This is a genomic window from Marinoscillum sp. HNIBRBA16962, from assembly GCF_057801515.1.
Genome location: NZ_CM173603.1, coordinates 590,478 through 616,755, shown reverse-complemented (window position 1 = coordinate 616,755; position 26,278 = coordinate 590,478). Strand labels below are relative to the sequence as shown.

Sequence of the window (26,278 nt, the reverse complement as noted above, 5' to 3'; positions counted from 1 at the left end):
GATCACTTCCCCACCCTGAACCAGTCAAAATCCGCATAGCCACCCATCCATACATCGGGCTCACTTACTGAGAAAATACCCATCTTGGCACTGATCCAGAGATCTTTTTCTGCCTTAAAACTTTTACCTATTTCTTTAAAATCTTTTCCGTTTTTACTGAAACTGAAATAGCAAGTGGCATCAGGGGAGCTCACCTTCATCCGGAGAAAGATTTCGTTGGATTCAAGTGGAATCTCTTCTATTACTTCTTCAGGATTTCCATTGATGGCATCCGGACAGGTTGTTTGCTGCACCCAATACTTTTCATCATGGTAAGAGATGCCAACATAGGCATAGGACTGCCCCATCATCATGAGCCCGGCTGTCTTGCCCGGTGTATTCCACTCAGTGGTCAACTTCACTTTGGTGGTAGCAGTAAAATCCGGAGCGGGTAGCTTCTGCATCAATAAATTAGGCACATCCCATAGATTAGGGAGACCCTTTTTGCTCATAGCGAATAATCGTAAACAGTCGGTATCCGGGATCTGCGCGCTCCATTTCACCGATGGATTCGCATACCATTGCCACTGCAATCCAGGCCTTCCATTTTCAAATTCATCCGGTTCCTGTGGTGTAGCGAGTGGATACTCTTTACCCACATTTGGTTTCTGATAGACCTTCAAAGGCTCCCCAACACCATTTCCATCCAGGTCTTCGCCCATCAGCGGCCAGCCATTTTCCCAGTTGATCTTATTTAGCCAAAGTACCCGGCCATACACTCCCTGATCCTGGAAGTGCACAAACCAGTCTTCACCGGTTTGTGTTTGTACCCAGCCACCCTGATGAGGTCCGTTGATATTAGTGCTACCCTGCTCCATTACCACCTTTTTCTCGTAAGGACCATAGATGTTTTTGGATCTTAAAGCAAGTTGCCACCCTGTGGCTACTCCTCCTGCAGGGGCCAGAATGTAATAGTAACCATCTTTTTTATATAGCTTGGGACCTTCCACGGTATGGTGATGGTCATGTCCGTCAAAGACATGCCGACCTTCGTCCAGGACTTTGGTTCCTTCTGCATTCATTTTTCGAATGGTCAAAAGACTGTTGATGCCTGCCCGGCTACCTGCCCAGGCATGAATGAGGTAAGTATTTTCTCCATCCCAAAGTGGGCACGGGTCGATAATCCCCTTCCCGGCCAGCACATGTACAGGTCCTGACCACTGGCCAAACGGATCTTTAGTTTTCACCATATAAACCCCAAAATCCGGGTCACCCCAATAGATGTAAAACACACCCTTATGATAGCGAATAGATGGCGCCCAGACTCCCTTACTGTGCTGAGGTTTATTGAAAACCTCCTCTGGGATTTGTTTATCAAGAGCATAATTCACAATCGTCCAGTTCACCAGATCTTTAGAGTGCAGGATTGGTAGGCCCGGGGTACAATTGAAGCTGCTTACGGTCATGTAGTAATCATCACCTACCCGAACCACATCGGGATCGGAGTAGTCAGCATATAAGACGGGGTTGGTAAAGGTGCCATCTCCCTGGTCTGAGACCCAGACTTCTGAAACGTATGGTGTTGCTTCACTGGTGTTTTCTTCCTGGGTGACATCCTTCTTTTGCTCACAAGCAACTATCAGAATGGCCCAAATAATGAATAGTGTGTAATGATTCCCCTTCACTTCAGTTTTATTTTTCTGCATTCCAGCAAATAATGTATCGGTAGATCTCAGCTACAGGCAACTTTTTCACCACTCATATTAATTCCATTCTCTTATTGTCTACTGTTAAAAACGCCGCACCAAAAACACCCGCACTGTCTCCCAGCATTGGTTTCACTACCGGCGCAGTAAACTCCCGGTTGAAAACTTTCCGGCTGATTGCCGCCACACCATTCGTATAGATCTCATCAATTGTGCCTACTCCTCCTCCGATCACGATCACATCGGGGTCTATAGCATTGATAATCACACTGATAGCTTCAGCAAAACCATAAGTCAGCCGACACAAAGTGGCCCTGGCTGCTTCGTTCTTACCTAATCTCGCAAGCTTTACGATCTGTTTCAGGCTTTTCTTCTCGCCTGACTCCTTTTCGTAATACCACTCCAGGGAAGGCCCTGATAAGATGCTCTCGTTATCTCCTGTCTTCCCACAGAAACATGTTCTCCCTTCAAACCCTGGCAAATAATTGTGCCCCCATTCTCCACCAATGCCATGGTGTCCGTTGATCACCTGGCCATTGACGACCAGTCCGCCACCTACTCCTGTACCCAGTATTACACCAAAAACCACCTGAGCATCAGGATACTTTTCTTTGACTACCCCCAGCTTTGTTTCTGCCAGCGCGAAACAATTGGCATCATTGGCCATTACCACCTCTATTTGTAACAGCTCCTCCAGGTCGGCTTTCATGGGCCTTCCATTGAGTGCGGTAGCGTTGCTGTTTTTCATCAATCCTGTGGAAGGAACCAATGTTCCCGGTGTGCCTATGCCGATCCTTTCAGCTCTATAGCCTGCTTCCTCTTCCATCACATCCAGCAGATAGCTGACCTGACTGAGCACGTGCTCATATCCCTGATCAGCCTCTGTGGGCACGCGGTATCTGAATAATACCTCCGGATCTGTCGCAGACTTGAGAATGGCTCCCTCTATCTTAGTGCCTCCCAGGTCTATCCCCCATATATTTAGTTCTCTGTGTAACATCTATCTCTTTCCGGTTATTTCCCTACCTTCATCTTCACTGGCATGTAATCCAACGCAGGTAAGCTGAAGTGTACTTTCCCGGCTTTTTTATTCACAGTACCTTCATAGGTCCTGCCATTTGCATCTTCCAAAACATAGTCGGCTTTCACATCATCAATATTAATGCTCAGACAGGCAGCTTCCCGGGTCATCACATACCACTGGCCGTTTTTGGATTCAAAAGCCCTGGCAGAATTAACCTCCGAAATCAGCTGATAACCTTTGTAACTAATGGATTTTCCATTGCCCAAAAACATGCTGAAATCCTCACCTGAAACGGACACCACGGCGTAAGTCCCTGCTACTTCAATCCCCTTTTCTTTCCTGATTTCAGTCCCGTCAATTGAAGAAAAGATGATATCCTCCCGACCTGACCGGCTTGTAACATGAATGCCCGTAAAAGTACCTTCTCCAAAGTAATCCACTGAAGCGATGGCCGACTCGCCATTTAGCGCTGGCTCGTAGATGGCCACAAACGGCCGGTTCCATGCTTCACCTGCCTGTCGTACCACCAGTGTTGGAACGGGTAAATCATTCAGTTTTTCCGGTAATGGTCCATGCCGAAACGCCGTGGATTTCGGGCTCCGTACCGAAAAAATTTCCCGACCCGGTGCACCTTTCATCCACAGGTTCATGGAAACCGCTCTATCTACCATTTTCAGATTAAACTGACCTTTGAAATGCTGACTGGTCTCGATGGATTTTTTATCCCACATATAATCGTAGGCCATCAGATCGCCATCACCAAAGGCCAGTTTGCTGGTTGGTAGTAACTCTAGTGCTTTTCCCTGCTGGTCAGCTAACATCAGACTCTGACCCAGGTTGTGATAGAAATACTCGTGCTTTACATCCTTTCCTTCTCTTTGTTTGGAGCGAAAAATATCAATGTAATAACCAGAAGATTCGTCGGATACAATGCCCATAACTCTTCGCTGGTCGCTGTAGGTCTCCGGCTCCAAAAAGCTGACATCTGAAAACGTAAATCCGGGTATGTTTCCTTCCTGTTTTCCGCTTTGCGGATATGCCGTATCGACTGTAAAGGCATGGTTGCTTTTCATCTCCGGGTATTTAGATTTCCCGTTCACAATCACGGTATTGTGTGCTGGAAACTGCGTGTAATACTCGGCGTACTCAATGGAAAAGTAGCTGGACCCGTGTCCCATTTCGGGAGCTAGCGGAAGGCCGTATCCGTACAATTCCATAGCAATGCCATTGGAATGCATATGATTACCAAGTGACCCGGCCTGACTGATCATGAGTCCCGAATCACCCGCTCCCTGTCTTTGCACGAGCCAGCTGGTATTGGGTGCATAGAAGAGTGGTGAGGTGAAATCTTCCAATTTTCCCGGTGAGATATCCTCAGTCATAGTATGACTCTTACGGAAAAGATCTTCAATATGTCTTCGCTTGAATTCACTGGCATAAGCATTTTCGCCAAACAGAGTCTTGACCATACGGGTAAAAAGGATTTCATCTTGCTCTTTGCCATATTTTTTGGCGTTTTCGATCATGTACAGCATCGGTCCTGCTTCCAGCCTAGCGTAATGCCCATCTCCAAATGCTACTCTGTAACCATTGGGATACAGGTACTGTGGGGTAGCAATCACTGCCTCTCTAAGCACTGGCAATGATTTTACCAGGTCAATATCAAAGGTATGGTCGTAAAATTCAGCGAAATGGACAAAATCCCTGAGCACACCCAGTGCATATCCGGGGCTTTCGTTCCAGATGCCTGTTTCAGGATCGTAACCGTAATCAAGAAGTTTGGTTAGCGACCACTGCCGGGTACTGGTATGGTTCATGATCTGATCGAGGTAGTACTGTGCACCTTTGCCATTTGCATAGGCATCATCATTCTCCAGCACCAGGGCAATGCGTGACACGTGCCCGGCCTGGAAGAGGTTCCAGTTGTTGAAACTAACCCCGTTTTTGATCACCTGGTCCGCCCACTTCTGGAGGGTTTTGGTATACAGGTTGATTTTGTCCGGCTGGTTTTTGGACACATAGCCGTGCAGGAAATCATAAATTTGAGTAACCTCCGCTATGTAATGTTCCTGGATCACTTCAAACTGGGTATATGCAACCAGTGTTTGATGGTGACCATGACTCAGGTCGATGGGTTCTTTCAGGTAATAGATACCTGTGAGGTAGGTATCCAGAATGCCGGCAGCCAGCTTCGCATAAACTTCCTCTCGCGTAAACCAAAACAAGAATGCTGCATCCCTGGCTATACTCAATATTTCCCGATTGATGGATGCCACGATACCTCCGGTAGCAGGTATGGGCACCCACTCCCACTGACCTTCCGAATCGCTCCTTTCCAGGTAAAGTCCCCCTGGATCATCCATGTAAGGCAAAACATCCTCCAGTTTAGGTCTATTGTGATAAGTTTTGGTACCTCGTCCACCAATAAACTTCACTGTAGGTGCAGGGGCTTTTCCTTCAGCATGTGAATAATTTCCTCCATTGATGTATATCTGATTGTGTCTGGATTTCCAATACATCTGCAGGCGGGAAACCAGCCATGTCGGGTCTTCCTTGTAATGAGCGATGTATGGGGCCAGTCTTTCCTCCGTCTTTTTAATGATACCGGCAGCCCATTCTTCATTTTTCACCAAAACCTTTACCTCAGCCAGATCCATGTCGCGACCGAAACAGCGAGGATGTTGGTTGCCAATGTCAGCGGGCACGGGAAGTGTCTGTGCGCCGCACCAAAAAACCAAATGTACCAATAGATATATGCCCGTCAGCCTCATGCTTATTATTTTCCAGTTTCCCTGATCCAAAATGCCGTTCCATCTGCAATTTTGTGCAAAAGACAATTAAAGGATGTCACTTATCGTTCAGGCATGATAAACTATGAGCCATTTGTGGATTATTAGGTACATGGCTATGGGCAGGGTTTTGTCTGCTTTATACTTTCTTTCTACAGGCATATTTGCCCATTGCCATAACTGCAAAATATAATTTTCTGCTCCTCCTTTTTAAAATCGTAGTTAATAGATCACCGCCCCACCCTCAGGTAGTAGTGTCAGCTTCACTTTTCCCTTCTTGTTTACTTTCAGTTTTTTGATGCCTGCTGTGCGGTCTTCCTTGTCAAACATCAGGTTCACCTCCTGATTGGCCAGCATCGGCAGGGCCACCGTCAACTCCTTCTCCTTCTTTTCACCATTCACGGCTACCATATACCATTGTTCATCCTTTCTTCTAGCCATTACGATATGTTTGCCCGGATAGCCATCGATAAACACGGTTTCATCCCATGTGGTAGGTACCTTCCGCATAAAATCAAGGACATACTCCGGTTGCTCCTCAAGGTTGTTGGGAGTGATTCCAAAATGCTGTACCGGTGAGAAGTACAATACGGAAGTCGCTACTTCAAAAGCATCGGTCGTGCGTCGAACCGATCCCCGGTTTTGGTCACGGGAAAGTTTCTTATTGAAGAAAACAGGCCCAAAATCCATAGCAGCTACCGAATTCCTGGTAAAGGGCAAGATGGTAGCCCAATAAGCATGTGCATCAGAATTTCCCTGACTAAAAACCAGATTTTCAGAAGCCAGTACAGCTTCAGAGGTTACAAAATTGGGGTACATACGCTCCCAACCTCTGGGAAGTGTGCACCCATGAAAGGTAACAACAATACCATACTCATTGGCATCCGAAAGGATGTCTTCATATAGTTTCATGGTTGCCTGCTTATCGCCACCAAAGAAATCCACCTTGATCCCTTTTACCCCAATACGCCGCATCCATGCCATTTCTTTTTTACGGGCAGGAGCAGAATCCATACCATTTTTCGGGCTCTGAGGAGCATCGTTCCAATAGCCGTTGGAATTGTACCAAAGCAGTACTTCTACATTTTTCGATGCTGCATATTTCACCAGTTCTTCCATTCGCTCCCGACCAATATTCCGGTCCCATAAGGCATCAACAAGAATGTACTCAAAGTCCATGGCGCTTGCCAGATCAATATACTTTACCTGGTCCTCGTAGTTCATACTGGCGTCCTGCCAGACTATCCAGCTCCAGGAGGCCTTACCCATCTCATAATCCTGTGAGGGTTCGTAAAGGGGCTTTACTACATCAAAGGCCACGGTGGACTCCACAATAGGCTTGAGGGTTTCACCAACGGTGATGGTACGCCATGGTGTCTGTGCCGGAAGTGCCACTGCCGCATAGGTGCCCCCAAGGAAATTGTTTTCTCCCGCCTGTGGAAACTCTAAAGGATAAAAACCTGCTTTGGTGCCTTCCCCAAGTCTGGAACCTACATAGCGGCTATCCACTCCTGTTTCGGAAATCAATGCCCAACCTTTTTCTCCTATTTTAAAGAGTGCCGGAAATGTGTAGCCTACACCATTTTTTGAGGGAGTACCCACTGGTTCATCATAAGTATAGCGCTCCTCATAGCTGGGTTTGGTTTTTTTCCAACCTGTCATTGGCAATGCCTGAGGCGTAATGAACGTCGTAGTATAGTCCGGGAGATCAAAACCGGTAGCTTCCCCATGAATCAGCAGGTTCGTCTTGTCACTGGTCACCGTCACCCGGTAAGAGAAGGCCACATCATAATTGCTCACTCGAAATATGATATGCAGTGTATCACCATTCGCGTTCAAATACCGGGATACGAGTTCATTGGCCTCATAGTTTACCTGGCTTACTTTGCTCTTCTTCGATTCATAAGTCTCCTTAACCGTCCGGGTTTCGTGGGAAACATAAGTCATCGAATCAGAAAAGTTACCAATAGATGTTTTAAGCCCCAAGGGGGAAGGCTCCAGGAAAACCTCACCATTGTAGCGAACAGTGTAAAATGGACGACCCTCGTTTAATTCTACTTTGATTTCCAGCTTGCTGTCAGGTCCTTTTACCTCAGTCTGTTCCTGGGCTACGGCACAATAGGATAAAATGTACAGAACGCTAATAAATAAATACTTTTCCCTTTTCATTCTTTGTAATTAATTTGATAATCCCCATTCTGTTTTTGAACCATTAAGGCATTAAGTGAATGAAGAGTGTTCCTAATGTTTCTTAATGGTTATAACTTTCTAATCCCGTTTCCCAAACCATTATGAAACCTGTTTCAAACCATTAAGGCATTAAGTTTGACTTATCCTTAATGTTTCCTTAAACTTCCGTCAGAGGTCGGACAGGCATTAATGGTTATTCTTTCCTACAGTACAAAATTTACCACTCCGCGATGGGTTACTTTCCGGATATTTCCTTCTGCGTCGAAATTCAAACTATCAATGACTAATTCACGGAGCAACGGCCCGCTGTTGTCCCGGATTCGGTGATACAGAATATAGTCCTGTCCTTTTTCTGAAAAGACGGTATGATGCCCCGGCCCCAGTGTGGTAGAGTCTTCGGTGGTGGCAAGTATAGGACTTTCCGCTCCTTCTGTCCAGGGGCCATAAGGTGTATCTCCCACAGAATACCTGACCTGATAGGTGCCGTTGGTACATTTTCCATGAGAATACATGAGGTAGTACTTGCCGTTTCTCTTGATCATATAGGGCGCTTCGAAATAGTGTGGAGGAGTGACATCTTGTATATCCTCTTCCTTGAAGGAAACCATATCGTCTTCAAGCTTTACTACAAAGCAATGACCGTTTACCCAATTCAGCCCTGAGCCCCAATATAAATAGGCCTGACCGTCTTCATCAATGAACGCATCTCCGTCAATCATGTGATATTCGGGAAACATGTTGCCCCTGATCAATGGGGTGCCATCCGGTTTGGCATTTTTCCACGGCCCCAGCGGGTGGTCTGCCACACCGGCCCAAAGTTCGTTGTGCACGGTTACATACATGTAAAATTTACCATCCTTGCCTTTTATGACACCCGGAGCCCATATTTTATCTTCCCTTGATGTAGGGCTGGTGCAGTCTTCCAGGTTAGGCCATTGGATGTGTTTTCTCTCCCAGTTCTTAAAATCTGACGACTCCAGCACAACAAGTTCTTCGCCTCCCCAGGGATCTACGGTTGCGTAGATGTAATACTTGCCATCATGCTTTACGAATGAAGGATCCGCGCAGGAGATTTCTGAAATCGGATTGCTGATCAACTCAGGAATTTCCTCTGATTTTCCAGACCCTGCCTCTGTGGTTCGTTTCTTTTTGCAACTGGATAATCCTGTCAAAAGCACACACGCACTAATTATGATAAGGATTTTTGATGTATTCATATTTTGTAGCATACTATTTTACTTTTTGAACTTTACATTTTCTACATACGCTCCGATGATGATATTACCCACCTCGGCATTGGTAATCTTTTCACCATTGATCTTCACATTTTCGATAGTCACCCCATTTACATTCCGGTTTTCATTGTACCCCATGATCTGAGAGGGACGCAATCCGGAACCATTGTAGGTAATTTCTTTGAAATAAATGTTCTCGATCGATCTTCCTGATTTGGTATTGTACTTCGGGTTGTTCAATACACGCAAATCAAACAAACGGCCCTCCTGGATATCTTCTATCCGGATGTTTTCATAAGTAACATTCCGCACCAGGTTGTTATCAGCTGCTATGATGGCCATGGTGCCCAGGCAGCACGGGTCATCTTCATCGTGTTCCAGGATGTCGATATTTGAGAAGATGATATTTTCTATTGTGTCACCTTCATGCTCCGTATTTCCATGGGCTCCTATATTGGTAGGATGGGCAATATCGGCCCAAAGAGTAGAATTGGAGATCTTGTAGTTTCTGGCATTGCCGAAGAAATCCCAGCGATGTGCGTAGATGGCAATGCAGTCATCGGAATTTCTCATAAACACACCATCTATCTCTACATCCGAACAGCTCATCAGGTCTATCCCGTCAGTCCATGGCCCACAGCTAAACGATGTAATATTCCTGATCTTTAATTCCTTTGACTCGCCCCCGTAAACGGTATAGTGTTTGGGATTGACGACATGGATGCCGTCAATTTCTACATTTTCCGAATGCCTTATCTCCACGCCCCGCTCGGGATTCAAGATCATACCTCGCCCAATGATCCGCACATCTTTTACCTTATCGCAAAGCAGTTTCCCCTTGACGGCAGCCCCGCCATGGATATATACGGTCTGTCCACTTTTGATCTGAAAGACATCCCCCGGTTTATCCGGCGCTTCGTGTACACCCGGGCCAAAATACACGACATTAGGGTCATTGGGATCCGGACGGCTATCCTCAACCGGCTGGGCAAACAGGTGCAGGTTGTGTAGTTTGTCTCCATTCACCTCGATGGAAATATTCCTGGACCTGTCGAGGGTAAACTGAATGATATTCCCGTTCACTTCGGGAGTAATCCCATAGTACAATGGCCGAATAGCGACTGATCCTACGAGCCCATTATTCTTTTTTATTTTTACTTCCACCTTTCCGGAAAAGTCAAAATGAACCATGGAGGCATTAGACTCTGTATCCATATCTACTTTCACATTGTACTCATAAAGGTCTTTCCATGGCCCTCCGGGCTTTCTTACCTGCACGGTAAAATCATCATTGTGCATAGAATAGAAGAGTGCTTTGGGGACATCATAAACAACCAGGTTGTCCTGCGAAAAGGCTGTATTCGCCAAGGTGATCCAGAGCAATAAAACGACAAGAAATGGTAATTTTTTCATCAACATTACATATTAATTAATTCTTATTTGGTTAAGATCTGTAAGGTCCCATCAGGCAACCCTTTGGACTTTACAATTACTTTTATATCCCCTTCTGACCGATCTGACTGAACGGTAAGCAAGGCTTTTCCGAAGTAGGTTGGCATTGAGTTTCCAGTGAAGGGGTCTCGCAGATCGCCGTTATCTAACCCCAACAATCTACCGTTTCCAAATACTTCAACCGTAATTTCCTGGTCTGCATTGGGGATCGCCACACCCTGGTCATCTACTAGTTTGACGGTAATATGTGATAAATCCTGTCCATCAGCAGCAATCTGGGTACGGTCAGCTGACAATAAGATCTGTGCAGGTGCTCCGGCTGTCTTAAGTTCATAGTGAGCGGCTTCTCTGCCACCTTTGTAGCCTTTTGCTTCAATTTTACCGGCCTTGTATTCGACATACCAAGAGATCGTATTGTTGGGATAATCTGCAGCCCTTCGAACCCCCAAAGACTTGTTATTAAGGAACAATTCCACACTATCACAATTAGTAGTGGTTTGAACCTGGATAACATGCCCTTCGTATTGAGGAAAACTCCAGTGAGCAGCCAAAAAAGGCCAGCTCCAATGAGATTTTCCGGGATCTATATCTAATGACTGATCAGCCACTGCGATCCTCACCATGGGCTTATCGTTCCAGACAGACCGATGAAATGCGGCAGATGGTTTTTCAAACATGCACACATCAAATGGACCGGTCACCCACCCGGTGCTTGGCCAGCCGGTACTCTCTCCCAGGTAATCGACCCCTGCCCAAATGAACTGGCCAAAGACATAGTTATTGTTGGCTACATCGTACCATGGGTTGACAGGGTAATAAGCATAATATTCTTTACCTTTCCCGCGGAAGTAGGGATAAGCTTCTGATATGTACATGATCCGGTCAGGGAATTGCTTCTTCTCATCTTCCAGCCACTGCTCCTGGTAGTTATATCCAACTACGTCCAGTGCCTGAGCAAACCCCGTTTTATTGTACGTTCGGGATTTATCCGGCTGAAGTGCTGCGGTGACTAACCGGCTGGGTTCAAGCTTGTGAACATAATCCCTTAACATAATGGCACGCTCTGCACCTTCTTCAGTTTTATCATGCTGCTCACCTGTTTCATTTCCAATACTCCAAAGAACTATAGAAGGATGATTGCGGTCCCGTAGCACCATGGCATCCATGTCCCGCTGCCACCACTCATCAAAGTATTTTTTATAATAACCGCTTTTCCATTTATCAAACGCCTCATCGATTACAACAAAGCCCAGGCTGTCGCACATATCTAAAAATTCAGCCGTGGGAGGATTGTGTGAACATCGGATAGCGTTGACTCCATATTCTTTGAGGATTTGAAGCCTGCGCAGGTAAGACCGATCAGGGACTGCCGTGCCCAAAGACCCTGCATCCGGATGGAGGTTCATGCCTTTCATTTTGATATTCTCTCCATTGAGGAAAAAGCCTTTATCTGCATCAAACCTGATATCCCTGACACCAAATGTCGTCTTGTATTGATCGACTGTTTTGCCGCTCACCTTTACGGTGGTTTCCATGAAATATAAGTTTGGCGTTTCGATTGACCAGAGCTGAGGTTCCTTGAGTGTTAAGAATTGTTGCAGTGTTTCCTGCTTCGATGCCCCGACCTGAAGCTTTGACTTCTCTACTGCTACCTTCTTTCCCTGCTTGTCAATGATCTGGTTTTGCACCAAAACTTCTACAGGATCCGGACTACTATTGTCAATGGTGGTAGCCATGCTGACTTTCGCTTCCTTTTCTGAAATCTCCGTAGTGGTGATATAGGTACCCCATGTGGCGACATGTATTGGATCGGTCACTTTTAGCCAAACATGTCTGTAGATCCCCGAGCCTGAATACCAACGTGATGAAGGCGCATCGCTATGGTCTACTCGCACGGCAATCGTATTCTCCCCTCCATAGTTCAAATATGGGGTCAGGTCATATTCAAATGTGGTATAGCCATAAGGGTGAAACCCTAAATGCTCACCATTGATATACACGTCGCTCTGATGATATACCCCGTCAAATTGAATGACAACTTTTTTCTCTTTATAATCCACAGGGATTGTAAAGCTTTTACGGTACCAGCCAATACCTCCCGGTAAATAGCCCATGGAGCCTTCCATCCAACCTTTGCCGGCATTCTCCTTTGACACAGGTTGCTTTATGCTCCAGTCATGGGGCAATTGCACTTCCTGCCAATCCCTGTCATCGTAATCAGGGCTCTTGGCTTCAGTGACATCTCCGAGTAAAAATTTCCAGTCAAAATCAAAATTCGTTGCCTCCCTTTGGCGCTGTGCCACGCCAAGGACAGATATAAACAGTAAAATAGTTATGTGGATAATTCTCATTTTATTCAATTTTATCTGTTTCAAAACTCCCTTACAGGTAATACTCCTACAGCTCTCTTACCCATATTGCTACTCCACCTGAAGCTTTCAAAGGCAGTTTTATCTTTGATTTACTGGTCAGTTTTTTCTGTTTCAGCGACACTTGCGTACGGGTATTAACTGATTCATCATCCTCATAAAAGGTGGCAATATACTTTTTCCCTTCCTCAAGAAAATCAAAATTCAATTCGATCTCGCGGGCTTCATTATTCGTAATCCCACCTATAAACCATTCATCACCAGAGCGTCTTGCTGTGACAATATACTCTCCTATCCGGCCATCCAGCACCTTGGTATCATCCCAAACCGTTGGAACTTTGTCAAAGAATTCGATTTCAGGCTCTCCCTGATAATCTGAAGCCTGATCGTACCAGAATAATGTTTGTAAAGGGCTATACATAATGACCGAAAGGGCCAATTGATGCGCATGCGTGGTTTTTATCCCTGGGGAATAATAACATACCGTATAATCACCCATACCAGCTATTCCCCGGGTAAAAGGCAATATGGTGTTATGTGTAGCATCGGGCATTTCTTCATTGCCACGGATACCCTCTACGGTCATGATGTTGGGCCAGGTACGTTGCTCTCCTGTCAGTCGGAATTCATCGTGGATATTGACCATGAGTTGATTTTCAGCGGCTCGCTGCACCGATTTATGCAGCCATTTGGTCCAGCGATGGGAACCTGCCTGGACGAATCCATATTTTACCCCTGCCACTCCCCATTCCTTGTATAATGGAAATAGCTCAAAATCCTGTTTAGCAAGGGCTTGCTGATTCACGTATAGGAATGTACCGATTCCTTTCTCATTTCCATATTCAATTACTTCTTTCAACCCCATATCGATTCGCACCTCCTTCGCATCCGTATCCCAACCGAAGTGCTCACCATACCAACAGCAGTCAATTAATAAATACTGCAGATTATGTTCAACTGCAAAATCTATCCATTCTTTGGAACCTTTATCCGTGAGGGACTTATCGCGAACAATTTTCCCGGGTTTAATCCATCCAGAAGTTTCGCGATCAATTTTGGAAGGAGCATTAAGATTCAATAAAATATCATTATTTTCGATCAGTTCACCAGGAGTTTCTGCCGCCATGATCACCCGCCATGGTGTTGAGAAATATGGCACCTTGTCTACGGATTCGTGCAGCACTGTTTTTACGGTATGGGGTTTATTTTCAGCCAGTTTAAATTTGGTCCTGACGAAATCTACCATAGCCGCTTCAGCCAGACAGGCATAAAGGCCGTTTTCCAACTCTAGAGTCAACGGTCTTTCACTTTCGGTGGGCCAGTCGGCCAAAGGCATCTTTGTGAAAGGACCCTGTGCCCAAGGCTCGAACCACGCTTGAGTACCTTCGGGAAAAGTGAATTCGGTATTCTCTTCAGTGATCCTGTAATAGATTCCCGTTGGGTTGGTATGGAAATAATATCGGATGGCTATACCTTCATCATAAGCGCGAAGCTGAATGTCCATTTTGTAGTTTGCGCTGGCCTTTTGCTCAAAAGTCAGGATCAACTCGTTGTACTTCTCTTGTATAACCGAGCGTTCGCCATAGACCGGTGTCCAGGAAGAATCTACCCTTCTAGTTTTCGTCTCCTTCAGCTCCAGCTCCTCCATCCAGCTACCTTCAGGTTTTTCTTTGATGGCCATGGCCCATTCGGAGAGGTGGTTGTCCAGGGAGATGGACAACCGGGATGAGTCAACTACCGGCTTCCTCTTATAATCTACCTTGTATTTGATTTGACCGGAATCATCTCCGGTTATCATCAACTGGTATGATTCATCCGGAGATGTGAATTGCTCTTTCCATTCCTGCGCTTTAGCATGATAAAATATAACCAGGGTTATTGCTACCCAAATAGCTTTAAATCGAGCGATCATTAATTTTTACTTAAAGGATTTGAATACTTTAAACATATAAACTATTTCACCATACAATTTTGCTAAAATGACAATAAAGAGTATATCACAGAAGATCCAATAAAGATAAATTATGGATCAACCCTTCTTACAGTAGACAAAGAAAAGGTCTCCCAAAATTTGGAACACCTTTTCATTCACATCATCAAGTATTGTTCTGTGCTTTCTGACCTATCAGATTTTCCATAAACACTATGGAATAATGAAGGCCGAGCTGCCCTCATTATTCCAACTAAATTCCTACTGCTTGACTATCCGTCTGAAAATGCTTCCTTGCTCATGTTTCAGAACAAGAAAATATACTCCGGACGGGATGCTGCTGAGATCAAGGGTGTGTTCTCCAATATGCATTTTAGCTGTCATGATCAACTGCCCTGATCCATTATACAGGATCAGATCGTTGGTTGCCGTTGAGTTACCGAACCGTATAGTAAGCTTGTCCACTGTAGGATTGGGATATACCTGCAACCCATTTTGAACAAGATCACCATCTTCATAGATATCTACGGACCGGGCATTTGCCCCTGAAGGCTCTGTTCCGTAGACCAGCTCCCCCTGGTAGTACACCGTGATATGATCGTTTTCGGCGAACAAAGCTTTTGGCAAATAGGAATAATCATCCGACTCCTCAAACTTCGACCAGTTTGATTTTGTGATCCGGTATTGAATGTTTCCTGAACTGCTCAATGGGTAAAGCGTACCGGCAGTTGTATCAACTGTCATTTCGAAATAAGTATCTGCGCCATCAACTGGCAGATCAAGTGCTACAAACTGACCTAATACATTCGATTTACCCAACTTCGCATAGTCTATCCAGTATTTCAGATCTGCTTCACTGTCTTTCGTAAACCAATACCTGATACTCAGGTCACTGTAATCTACCGGCACATTCCCTTCATTATTAAGTTTCAGGAAAGTATGGATCTTATTGGTGCCGGTATTCGCGTTTTTATTTTCAGAATATACCTTCAAACTCAAATCTGTAGCAACCTGTACCGGTTCTGTTCCCCAAATAAGGTATCCATTTCTGTACAGGGTGATGTGATCATTGGCAGCATAGGTCCTATTTGAATCATAAGAATAGTCATCTGATTCGTCCAGTTTTGTCCAGTCGGTATTGGCCAGCCTAGATTGTATAGGACCGGAATTACCACCGGCTGTTGAAATGCCCGCAAGTGAGCCAAAGCTGTACTCCACATAACCGAAAGCACCACTATGTGGATTTTCCAGGGCTACATAGTTCGCAGAAACCAAATCTTTACCCAACGCTGCATAGTCTACCCAGGTGTTGATACCTGCATAATTCTCCGGAGTCAACCAGTAGCGTATGGTTAGTTCATGATAAGCAACTCCAAGGCTATCTTCATTTACGATTTGCAAATGAGGCATGATCACGCTATTACTCACGTTGTTTTCTCCGCTTTTGTGCAGCACGCTGATATTCAGCGGGATTACCGTAAAGCTTTGGTTAACCGGTCCGGCAGGATAATAAATACTATCGCCTGCTTGTGAAGCTGTGATAATACAAGTGCCCACTGCATTGATGTGCAGGTTGTTGCCATCAACAATGGTAGCTACCGTGGTATCGGAGCTGCTGTAGGTAACTGGCAAACCTGAACTTGCAACAGCATTAAGTGCAAAATCGGCATCACCAATGTGTTTTGCGGGCAAGGAACTGAAACTAATGGATTGGTTTTTCTTAATTACCATCTTCACAGTATCCGTGCCTGAACCATAATAATTAGTAGCGGTGATCGCAACAGGGAAGGTTCCCGCTTCTTTAGGTGCACCTGAAATAACACCTGTGCAGGTATCTATGCTTAAACCCTCTGGCAATCCGGCAGCCACGAATTCTTCGGGCAAATCAGAAGCCACAGTCGAATAGTAAAACGCAGAATCGTAAGTACCTTTTACAACACTGTCACTGCTAACTTCCGGTAAACGCGCAGGCAGCCCATAAAACTCAAGCTCGGCAATGCTTCCATAACCGTTTGGTGACAAGTACCGAATATAGCGATAGCCCCCGCTATTGGAAATGGTTCGTTCCGTCATTACCCATTCAGCGGGTCTTGGAATAAAAAGTAGTGTTTCAGCATCACTGAAATCGGGGTTATTGGCGCCCTGGATCTGTGATCCGTTCATACGGTGTGAATGACGGGGACGTGGCGCGTAACGCACTTTTGTGATCATACTCCTGCCATCTTCACCCAGATCATACCCTACCCAGGCGGTACTAGTCGAAGCGTCGAAATACGTGCCCAAATTGCCATCTACTGCAGCTTCTTTGGTCGTAGCTGGGTTATTGCCCCCAGAGCCCTCCGTACCTATTAATGTACCTGACAGTTTGGTCCCCAACCAAGGACTTGAAGGCGATGAATCCGCGCTTTCGCCCACGTTATTAATAGTCGACACGGTGTAGAAGTACTTTTCGCAATTAACCGCAGTTTCATCTATGTAGCTGGTGTCAACTACGTTGGCAATTACCTCAAACGGACCTTCTATATCAGTAGCCCTTTTGATATTATAACCGTTTCCTCCCAACACGGCGGTCCACCTTAATGACATCTGGTTATTTCCTGCAACAATGGAAAGGTTATTCGGAGCTGCAGGTGGCAAATATGCGAAAGCCATTTCTGCTATATCTGAAGCGCTCAGTGCCTCGCTATAGATCCTGAAATCATCTACCTGCCCTGCCAGCAAAGGATCTGGCCACTGCGACTTACCGATCCAATTTTGAGGTGTATTGCCCAGGCTAGACGGGTTGAGCGTCATGCTGGTATTTCGGCCTACTTCTACGCCATCCAAATAAAGAATGGCAGTAGTACCGGATTGCGTCACAGCCAGGTGATACCATCTACCTGTGGTTAAAGTAGCACTTGTATTAATTTGCTGCTCTCCGCCACCAGTTTTAATAGCGTACCGCAATCTGCCGTTGGATCCGTTTTTTGGTGTGATAAACATGTAATTGCTTGTTCCCGAACCAAAGTCAAAGAGACGTGCCCAGTTGTTCACTTTATCAAGCTTTACCCAGGTGGTGATGCTAAAGTCCGTCAAAGAACTTACCATCCCTTCTGGGAGTGTAACATACCCATCGCTTCCATTCAAACTGACGGCATTGTCTATCAGGCCCTCTGAAAAAGTTGCTCCTGAACTCAAAATTCCATCATTTTCGCCCCAGAAATCAACAGCACTTGTGCCTGTTGTTTCATCAAATTTCAGATAAGCAACACGACCTCCATTCGGAGTACCACTTATTTCTTCGCTATAAGCACTTTCTTCGAGAGGTGTGGTAGCAGTTACTACATAATAGTAGGTAGAATCATTAAGCACTTCCGTGTCCAGATATTCATTGACTAAAGATGTGCCAACTTGTGCATAAGGCCCTCCGGAAATGCCTGATCTATAAACCGTGTAGCTGGTGGCTCCCTGAGAATTATTCCATTTCAGGGTGATCTTATTGTCGCCAGGTGCAGCCAGTAGGGAAACAGGCGCTACTGCAGGAAAATCCACCGCATTGAAAAGTGAGTCCACCTCTGCTGCTTCCAGCGCCCTGCTATAAATTTTAAAATCATCAACCAGACCTTCTAACAACGGGTCAGGATATTGTGATTTACCAATCCAGTTTTGGGGCGTATTGCCCAGACTGGATGGATTAAGGGTCATATTATCATTTCTACCTACTTCCACTCCATCCAGATAAAGAATAGCCATAGTGCCGGATTGTGTCACGGCCAGGTGATACCATCTTCCGGAGGTTAAAGTAGAACCTGTATTGATTCGTTGCTGGCCTGTTCCGTTATTTATACCATAGCGCAAAGTACCAGAGGCACCATTTCTTGGTGTAACGAACATAAAATTATCTCTTCCTGAACCAAAGTCAAAAACACGCGCCCAGGTATCTACTTCATCAAGCTTAATCCATGTAGAAATACTGAAGTCTGTCAGGGAGCTTACTATCCCTTCAGGGAGTGTCACATACCCATCACTTCCATTCAAACGCACTGCATTATCTATCAGACCTTCTGAAAATATTGTGCCTGAACTCAAAGCTCCCATATTGTCACCCCAGGAATCAGCGACATCTGATCCTTCCGTCTCGTCAAATTTCCAATAGCTTACCTGCCCGGGTGTTGCTCTCACTTCCAATGAGTTATCTGATTCTCCAAGAGCATTTATCGCAGAGATCACATAATAATAAGTAGTAGAATGTGATACAGTCATATCACTATGTAAAGTGGTATCCGGGCTGGCAATGGTGGTATAGGGTCCACCGCTTACCGTGGCACGTTTTACATGATAACTTGTCGCGCTTAAACTTGCATTCCAGGAAAGATTGATTTGCTGTCCTGATACTGACTGAGCAGTTACTTCTTCAGGCGCCGGTGCAATAGCTAATTGAGGCGCAACACTTACCTCCGAAGAGTTGACACTCTCTCCGGAAAGGTTGGCAGCTGAAACCACATAATAGTAGGTAGTACCATTCTCCAAACCCTTATCTGTATACTGAGTGACATTCAGGTTTGTAGCCACCACTTCATAGGGACCTCCACTGGTTGTAGAGCGTTTTAGGGTATAGCTGGAAGCTCCGCCTACTGCATTCCAGCTTAAAGTATCCTGTGTATTGCCTGCTACCGCTGTCAATCCGGTGGGGCTATCGGGTACCACTGTTCCACTCGAAACAACAGACACGTGATCAAATCTCGTTTCATTCAAAGAAGTGGTATTCCCCGAACTGTTAAAGAGTCCTACATAAACATCCTCAGCCATTTCTATGGTACGGCTGCCTACTTCAAACCACACATCCTTGTTGTTGGACTCATACACGGTAAAAGTGTTTCCTGTACGGGTAATCCTGAACCAGATATTGGGACGCCAGGTGTAGCGGTTTCCATCTACCCATCCCATGTTTGCTCCTGTCTCGGTACGTGATCCCATTCCAGCGATACGCCAACCACCGTCACCAATTTTCATTAGTACGGTCTTGGCATCAGGATCCAGCGATTCACGAATCATGATCCCTGTTTTTTGTACGCCTCCAAAGCCAGCTACCCTTGCGGTGATTGTGACATCACCTGAAGCAATTCCATAGGTGAATCCCAGGGCATCGGATGTTCCACCGATACTACCTGCTCCTTTGGTGATAAAGGTATGTCCGGTATTGACCGATGCATAACTTGACTCCCCTTCAACACTCACGTTGCCGATGTCTGTTCGGGTCCATCCTATTGGCATCTCTTGTACCGCATCCATAGGCGTGGCTGAGATCTCAACTGACTCAGGGCCTTCTCCCGCTTCATTCCTGGCAGAAACCACATAATAGTACGTCGTACCGTTTTCTACATCGGTATCAGTATATCGCGGGTTCGTTCTGCCTGTCCAGGAAGCAATGGTGGTGTATGGTCCGCCCGGACTTGTAGAACGCTTCACGGTAAACCCTTCTGCATCCATGGTTTCAACTGCATTCCAAATCAATTCTACCCTGCCGATGCCCTCTAGTACAGTAAGACCTTGCGGCTGGCCGGGAGGTGCTGTTAAAGCCACCGGGGAGGCGGCTGCATCCTGTGTAAAAGTGAGCGTACCATGCCCCAACTGGTCATTGGTACTGCCCGCAAACCGCATGATCTGTGCCATGGCCGCCACGTGCGGTGCTTCCAGCCCTTGTTTTACCACATAATGGTTATAAACGATTTCCCAAACAGGCTGGTCAAAATATCTTCCCAGTTGATTGCTGGCTACCCAGCGGTGCCCGCGGTTGGAGCAGGTGTTTAATTCTTCAAAAAACGGTGCTTCGAGCGAAAGAGCGCCGGTACGGGCTACATATTCCGCTCCTTTTAAGAAAAGGTTGTCGTCATAGCCATACAGATCCACTCCCTGGTTCCAGGCCATTTGGCAGGAATTGGCCATCAACCCGATACCCAGCAAAGCATGTGACTGATCCCTTCCGGATTCCTGCCATTGGCCAAAATCTCCCTGAACAAAAGGGATGGCGTTATGGATATTTCCACTACCAACCCCGCTTTTAAAATACTCCACTCCCTCGTTGAAAATATCCCGGTCATCTACAAGAATACCGATAGCTATTAGTGCGGAAATATTGTTCAGGTCCCAGTTGGCCCAATAATGTGTGGGGCAGGCACCGCGGTGGTTGGTCAGGAAGTCGTGGCTTACGGGGTAGAAATACTCCTTCATCATGAACTTGAATTTATCAAAGTCCTCCGGAGCCCAGCCCTCATAGAGCCTCATGATCTCTGCCCCCATGGCCATCGCTGTAAAACCTATACCTCCCAGCCCCAAGATATCGGTATTTCCGCCTGAGGGTATCTGGTTTACAACATTGGCGTAGGTGTTGTATATACTAATCGCCTTCTCCGCATGGGCTACGTCCCCGGAGATGTACCAGCGGAGTGCGTTCAGGTAAGCTGCCTGTGCGTCCCTGTTCATGTTTTGTCGCAGGTTCGCATTTTCCCTGGCACCATTGGTCATACCGTAAGTAGCACTCGATTTCCAGTCGGAAATCAGTGCATTCCAGCCCTCTATCCAGGGACTTTCCCCGGCGGCTACTTTTTCTTTCATACGGTTGAGGTCTTCCAGCGTATGGAGACCACCAGGGTGGACAAATGCCTGGGATAAGGCATTCCCTGCAAAAACAAGGATTATTAATAATGTGGTTAAATAGTTTTTCATAGTAATTCTAAGTTTAGATTATCATTTTACATCGAGTTAATTAGTCCTCTATTTTGCTTTACCCGATATTCAAATAGACCTTATCGTTTAATGAATTTCTTACTCCATAATTGGCCCGTATCACCTGTGATTCGCAACAAATAGACTCCCTGTTCAAGGACGTTCACGTCCACGAACTGCTTTTTCGTTGAAAGTTCCGTTTCCACTAAAAGTCTTCCACTTAGATCGAACACTTTTGCATTTCCATTCACAAATTCTGCTGGCAGATCAATCGATAAAATTGAGGAAACGGGATTAGGGTAGTATCGAGGATCTGTAACTAAGTCACTTGCCGCTTTCGCTACGTTTTTATTATTTTCAGAGGTCCCTATTCTGGCTGAACTTGCCGAAGACGAAACAGAGATCAATTCCCATTGCGCATTTGTGCTGGTGGTATTTGCCCATTGTCCGCAGGCATCTCCATTGGCTGTTCGGCCCATTCCGTCAAGGAATAAACCCGTCGCACGATTTTGAAGCCTGTAATATACGCCATCATATTGTTGCATTTTCCAATGGGAATTATGGTGAGTGGTGTTGGCCCACTGACCTACATCAGAACCATTGGCAGTTCGACCCATTCCGTCAAGGAGCATTCCTGTATTACGGTTACGAAGCTGGTAATAGTCACCTCCCTGACTGATCAGTTCCCAGTGAGAATTATGATGGGTGGTATTGGCCCATTGACCGCAGGCACCTCCATTAGTCGTTCGGCCCATTCCATCAAGAGAGAGGCCTGTACTTCGATTATTCAACTGTATATAAGCTCCATCGACTACTTTGAAAGCTGCTATTTCCGAGGCACTCAACGCTCGATTGTAGATCTTAAACTCATCGATAGCGCCCTGCAACATGGGGTCATCAGTCTTCTGTCCTTTTCCAATAAAGTTATTGTGAGTATTGCCCAGGTCTGAAGGCCGCTTAGTAAATTCGGTACTGAAAGCTACCGTATCCCCATTGATATACATAGTTGCTGTATCACCACTCAACGTCACGGCTATGTGCGTCCAGGTGTCCAGTGGCCAGGTATAGTTATACGAAAGCTTGGGATATCCACTTGTGGTCTTAATGGCAAACCGGATCCCTTCGCCGGAAGTGGAGGTCTGCGGGACCAGGAACATGGAGTTGTTGTTCACAGTGCCAAAGTCAAATATTCTTGCCCAGGTTAAAACAGTATCTAATTTTACCCAGGTGGAAATGGTAAAATCACCGGTCGAACTCATCAGACCATCAGGAAGATCCACATACCCACTACTGCTTCCATCAAGGTAAATACTATTATTGACCATACCGGAAGTCAGGCTTGCCCCGCTAAGAAGTGTTCCATCACTATTGCCCCACGAATCCGCTGCCAGCGTGCCACTAGTTTCATCAAATTTCCAGTAGTTCATTTTGCCGGACAAGGAGCTTTTCACCTCAATCGAATTACCAGAAGCTCCATATTCGTTCGCTGCTGATACCACATAATAATGGACCTCATCATTGGTAAGGTTGGCATCACTGAATATAGTACCAGAAAGGCTGCCAATGACTGTATAGGGGCCACCGCTTTTATCCGCACGTTTTACGTAATAGTTTGTTGCACCTGACACAGCCGACCAGGCCAGGGAAACCTGATTATTATTGCCAGTAATAGAAAGTATAGTCGGTGTTGCAGGGGAAGCCGGGTTGTTGGACAGGTTTGAAATTTCCGAAGCATTCAAGGCTCTCGCGTAGATCATAAATTCATCGATAGCCCCCTGTAGCATCGGGTCATCGTTCTTCTGCCCTCTTCCTATAAAATTATTGGGAGTATTGCCCAGGTCTGAAGGCCGCTTGGTGAAATCTGTACTGGAAGCTACCTGATCACCATTGATGTACATGGTGGCAGTATCACCACTCAGGGTCACTGCTATATGCGTCCAGGTGGCCAGTGGCCAGGTATAGTTATAGGATAGCTTGGGATATCCATTTGTGGTCTTAATGGCAAACCGGACCCCTTCACCGGAAGTTGAGGTTTGCGGGACCAGAAACATAGAGTTGTTGTTCTCTGTACCAAAGTCAAATATTCTCGCCCAGGTTAAGACGGTGTCTAGTTTTACCCAGGTAGCAATGGTAAAATCATTGGTGGTACTCATCAGATCATCAGGAAGGTCAACATATCCACTGCTGCTTCCATCCATGTAGACACCATTATTGACCATTCCGGAAGTCCAGCTTGCGCCGCTATTGACTGTTCCGTGGTTATCTGCCCAAGAGTCAGCAGCTACTGTGCCACTTGACTCATCAAACTTCCAGTAGGCTAACCTTCCAGGTGTTACACTTACTTCTTCGGAATCAGGGGATTCTCCCAGTGAATTGACTGCTGTAACCACATAATAGTAAGTCTCAGAAGAACTTACATTTGTATCGGTAAATGAAGCGATCGATGGACTGCCAATGGTTGTGTAAGGGCCGCCAACTGAAGTAGCTCGTTTGACATTATAGGTTTCCGCTGTAGGGCTTGCACTCCATGCCATGCCGATTTGTTGAACTGAAAAGGCTGTAATAGATAAGTTATTCGGTTCCGAAGGTATCGATAACTGAGGAGTGGCATTTACTTCTGTTGAATGACTACTCTCTCCTCCAAAACCGGATGCCGTCACCACGTAATAATAAGTAGTCCCATTATCCAGGCCGGTATCAATGAACTCAGTATCATTTAACCCCAATCCTACTAGTGTATATGGACCTCCACTAATAGTTGCCCGCTTTACTGCATAAGACCTGGCACCCGTTACAGGATCCCAACTAATGGTATCCTGGGTGTTCCCGGCTTTTGCTATGAGACCAGCAGGTACATCAGGCGCGATTAAGCTTGATGGATCAGTAATGGTAACATTATCAAATGTGACCTCACTCAATTGGTCATACTCACCCGAACAGGAAGCAAGGCCAATATAGTAGGTGTCGGCCATAGACATGGTCACACTATTGACTTTGTGCCACTTAATGCCATCTGCCGATTGGTACCCTGTAAATGTATCACCGACGCGGTCCAACCTAAACCAGGTATTGCTCCAGGTGTACCTGTTTCCATCCGTGTAGCCCATTGACCCACCAGTAGTTGTGCGAGCCCCAAAGCCACCAATTCGCCACCCGGTATCCCCTCTTTTTACGAAAGCGGTTTTGGCACTTTCATCTAAAGACTCCCGCATCATCACACCATATTTCACAATGTTGCTAACATCAGTATGTCGTACGATAATAGTGGCGTCACCGGTAATCTCGCGATAGGTGAAACCAAGCGCATCCGTCTGACCACCAATCTGACCGCCTGCTCCTTTTACAATAAATGTCTCATTAGCAGGAGTATATGTGGCCGATGCACTTACAGTGAATGGAATAGTACCGTCACTAATATCAACGGTAGACCAGCCTTGAGGAAGGGTAGATGTGGCTGCAAGAGGAGTGGCGCTCACTTCGGCTGAATGGTTACCTGTCCCTGACTTATTGTTTGCAGCTACTACATAATAATAGGTAGTCCCATTCACCACATCCCTGTCCGTATACCTTGGGGTGGTGTTGCTGTTCCACGAGGCTATGGTGGCGTATGGCCCACCACTGTTGGAGGCTCGTTTAATGGTATAGCCTTGTATGGAAGTTTCCGCAGGCATGTCCCACTCCAGGTATACCCTGGATTCCCCTGCTGTAGCCTTAAGCCCTGTTAAGGTTTGCGGAATTGAGTATCGTTTCACCGGGGATGCATTCGCATCTATAGTAAAAGCAAGCGTTCCAAAACCAAGATGATCACCACTTCCCCTTTCTGGCCGTGCCAGGTGTGCCATGCTTTCAACATTGGGTGCATTGAGGCCCTGACGTACCACGTAGTGATTGTAAAGTATCTCCCAAACCGGACGTGTAATCCTTCCTATATTATTTCGTGACAACCAGTACTGGTTTACGTTATCACAGTTATCATAAAATTCATAAGGGACCGGCTGGGACAGGTTGGTACGGGCAACATATTCCGCACCTGCCAGCAAAAGGTTGTTGTTGTAGCCGAAAAGGTCATCGCCCTGGTTCCAGGCTATCTGGCAAAGCTCAGCCATCATTCCTACCCCAAGGGTGACATGCGGCTGGTCACGGCCACTTTCCTGCCACTGACCAAGTCCGTTGGGGTGCAGGAAGAACACTGAACTATTGATATTACCATTACCAGCCCCGTTTTTGAAATATTCAATTCCTTCATTATAAATGGTGGTATCATCCACGAAAACCCCCATGGCTATAAGTGCTCCAATGTTACAGATGTCCCAATTGGCCCAGTAATGAGTAATACATGTGCCCCTGTGATTGGTCAAAAAATCATCAACCACCGGGTAGAGATAGGTAGTCATCATGTTTTTAAACTGATCGATATCAGACTGAGGCCACCCGGGGTAAATCCTGAGCACTTCTGCCGCCACCGCGAAATGGAAGGTGTAAATCCCCGATAATCCAGGTTGGTCGACACCAGAAGGCACCTGGTTTACTGTAGAGGACCAGGAGTTTAAAATATTGACAGCGGTTTCTGCATGAGCGACATCCCCTGAAATGTACCAGCGAAGTGCATTGAGATAAGCTGCCTGGGCATCCCTGGCCGCCCTTTGACGGTTGTCGCCCATATTAGCACGAGGGGCCGGCTGGTAAGAACTCTGAGCCCTACTATCCTTAATCATCTCATTCCAACCCTCCATCCAGGGACTGGCTCCTTCGGATACTTTCGTCTTCATCCGGTCCAGATCTTCTTGTGTATGCAGGCCTCCGGGGTGAACGAATGCCTGGGACAAAACAGTCCCTGAGCAAGCAAAGAATAGTAGTATCGTGAGTAATTTATTTTTCATAGTGATTCCCATTTTAGAA

The 26,278-nt window shown here is 46.0% G+C and carries 10 protein-coding genes; all 10 read right to left on the bottom strand.

Annotated features, from left to right (window positions below; genetic code table 11):
- Positions 1–2: 2 nt before the first annotated feature.
- A complete protein-coding gene (locus AC3E9V_RS02695; protein ID WP_488751646.1) occupies positions 3–1,685 on the bottom strand; it encodes a glycoside hydrolase family 43 protein in 1,683 nt (560 codons plus the stop codon).
- Between the two features lie 52 nt (positions 1,686–1,737).
- A complete protein-coding gene (locus AC3E9V_RS02690) occupies positions 1,738–2,685 on the bottom strand; it encodes an ROK family protein (protein ID WP_488751645.1) in 948 nt (315 codons plus the stop codon).
- Between the two features lie 14 nt (positions 2,686–2,699).
- Positions 2,700–5,480: an endo-acting ulvan lysase-like protein gene (locus tag AC3E9V_RS02685; protein WP_488751644.1), complete on the bottom strand. Its 2,781-nt coding sequence runs from the start codon at positions 5,478–5,480 to the stop codon at positions 2,700–2,702.
- Between the two features lie 240 nt (positions 5,481–5,720).
- Complete coding sequence (locus tag AC3E9V_RS02680) at positions 5,721–7,667, bottom strand: glycoside hydrolase family 97 protein (protein WP_488751643.1); 1,947 nt, start codon at positions 7,665–7,667, stop codon at positions 5,721–5,723.
- Positions 7,668–7,891: 224 nt separating this feature from the next.
- Positions 7,892–8,905 (bottom strand): family 43 glycosylhydrolase, encoded by a 1,014-nt coding sequence (locus tag AC3E9V_RS02675; protein WP_488751642.1) that lies wholly within the window; start codon positions 8,903–8,905, stop codon positions 7,892–7,894.
- An 18-nt stretch (positions 8,906–8,923) separates the two neighbouring features.
- Complete coding sequence (locus AC3E9V_RS02670; protein WP_488751641.1) at positions 8,924–10,336, bottom strand: glycosyl hydrolase family 28 protein; 1,413 nt, start codon at positions 10,334–10,336, stop codon at positions 8,924–8,926.
- Between the two features lie 23 nt (positions 10,337–10,359).
- A complete protein-coding gene (locus AC3E9V_RS02665) occupies positions 10,360–12,726 on the bottom strand; it encodes a glycoside hydrolase family 2 TIM barrel-domain containing protein (protein WP_488751640.1) in 2,367 nt (788 codons plus the stop codon).
- Positions 12,727–12,772: 46 nt separating this feature from the next.
- Positions 12,773–14,656, bottom strand: coding sequence for a glycoside hydrolase family 97 protein (locus tag AC3E9V_RS02660; protein ID WP_488751639.1), 1,884 nt, complete (start codon positions 14,654–14,656; stop codon positions 12,773–12,775).
- Between the two features lie 279 nt (positions 14,657–14,935).
- A complete protein-coding gene (locus AC3E9V_RS02655; protein ID WP_488751638.1) occupies positions 14,936–21,379 on the bottom strand; it encodes a cellulose binding domain-containing protein in 6,444 nt (2,147 codons plus the stop codon).
- A gap of 80 nt (positions 21,380–21,459) precedes the next feature.
- Complete coding sequence (locus AC3E9V_RS02650; RefSeq protein WP_488751637.1) at positions 21,460–26,259, bottom strand: LamG-like jellyroll fold domain-containing protein; 4,800 nt, start codon at positions 26,257–26,259, stop codon at positions 21,460–21,462.
- Between the last annotated feature and the right edge of the window lie 19 nt (positions 26,260–26,278).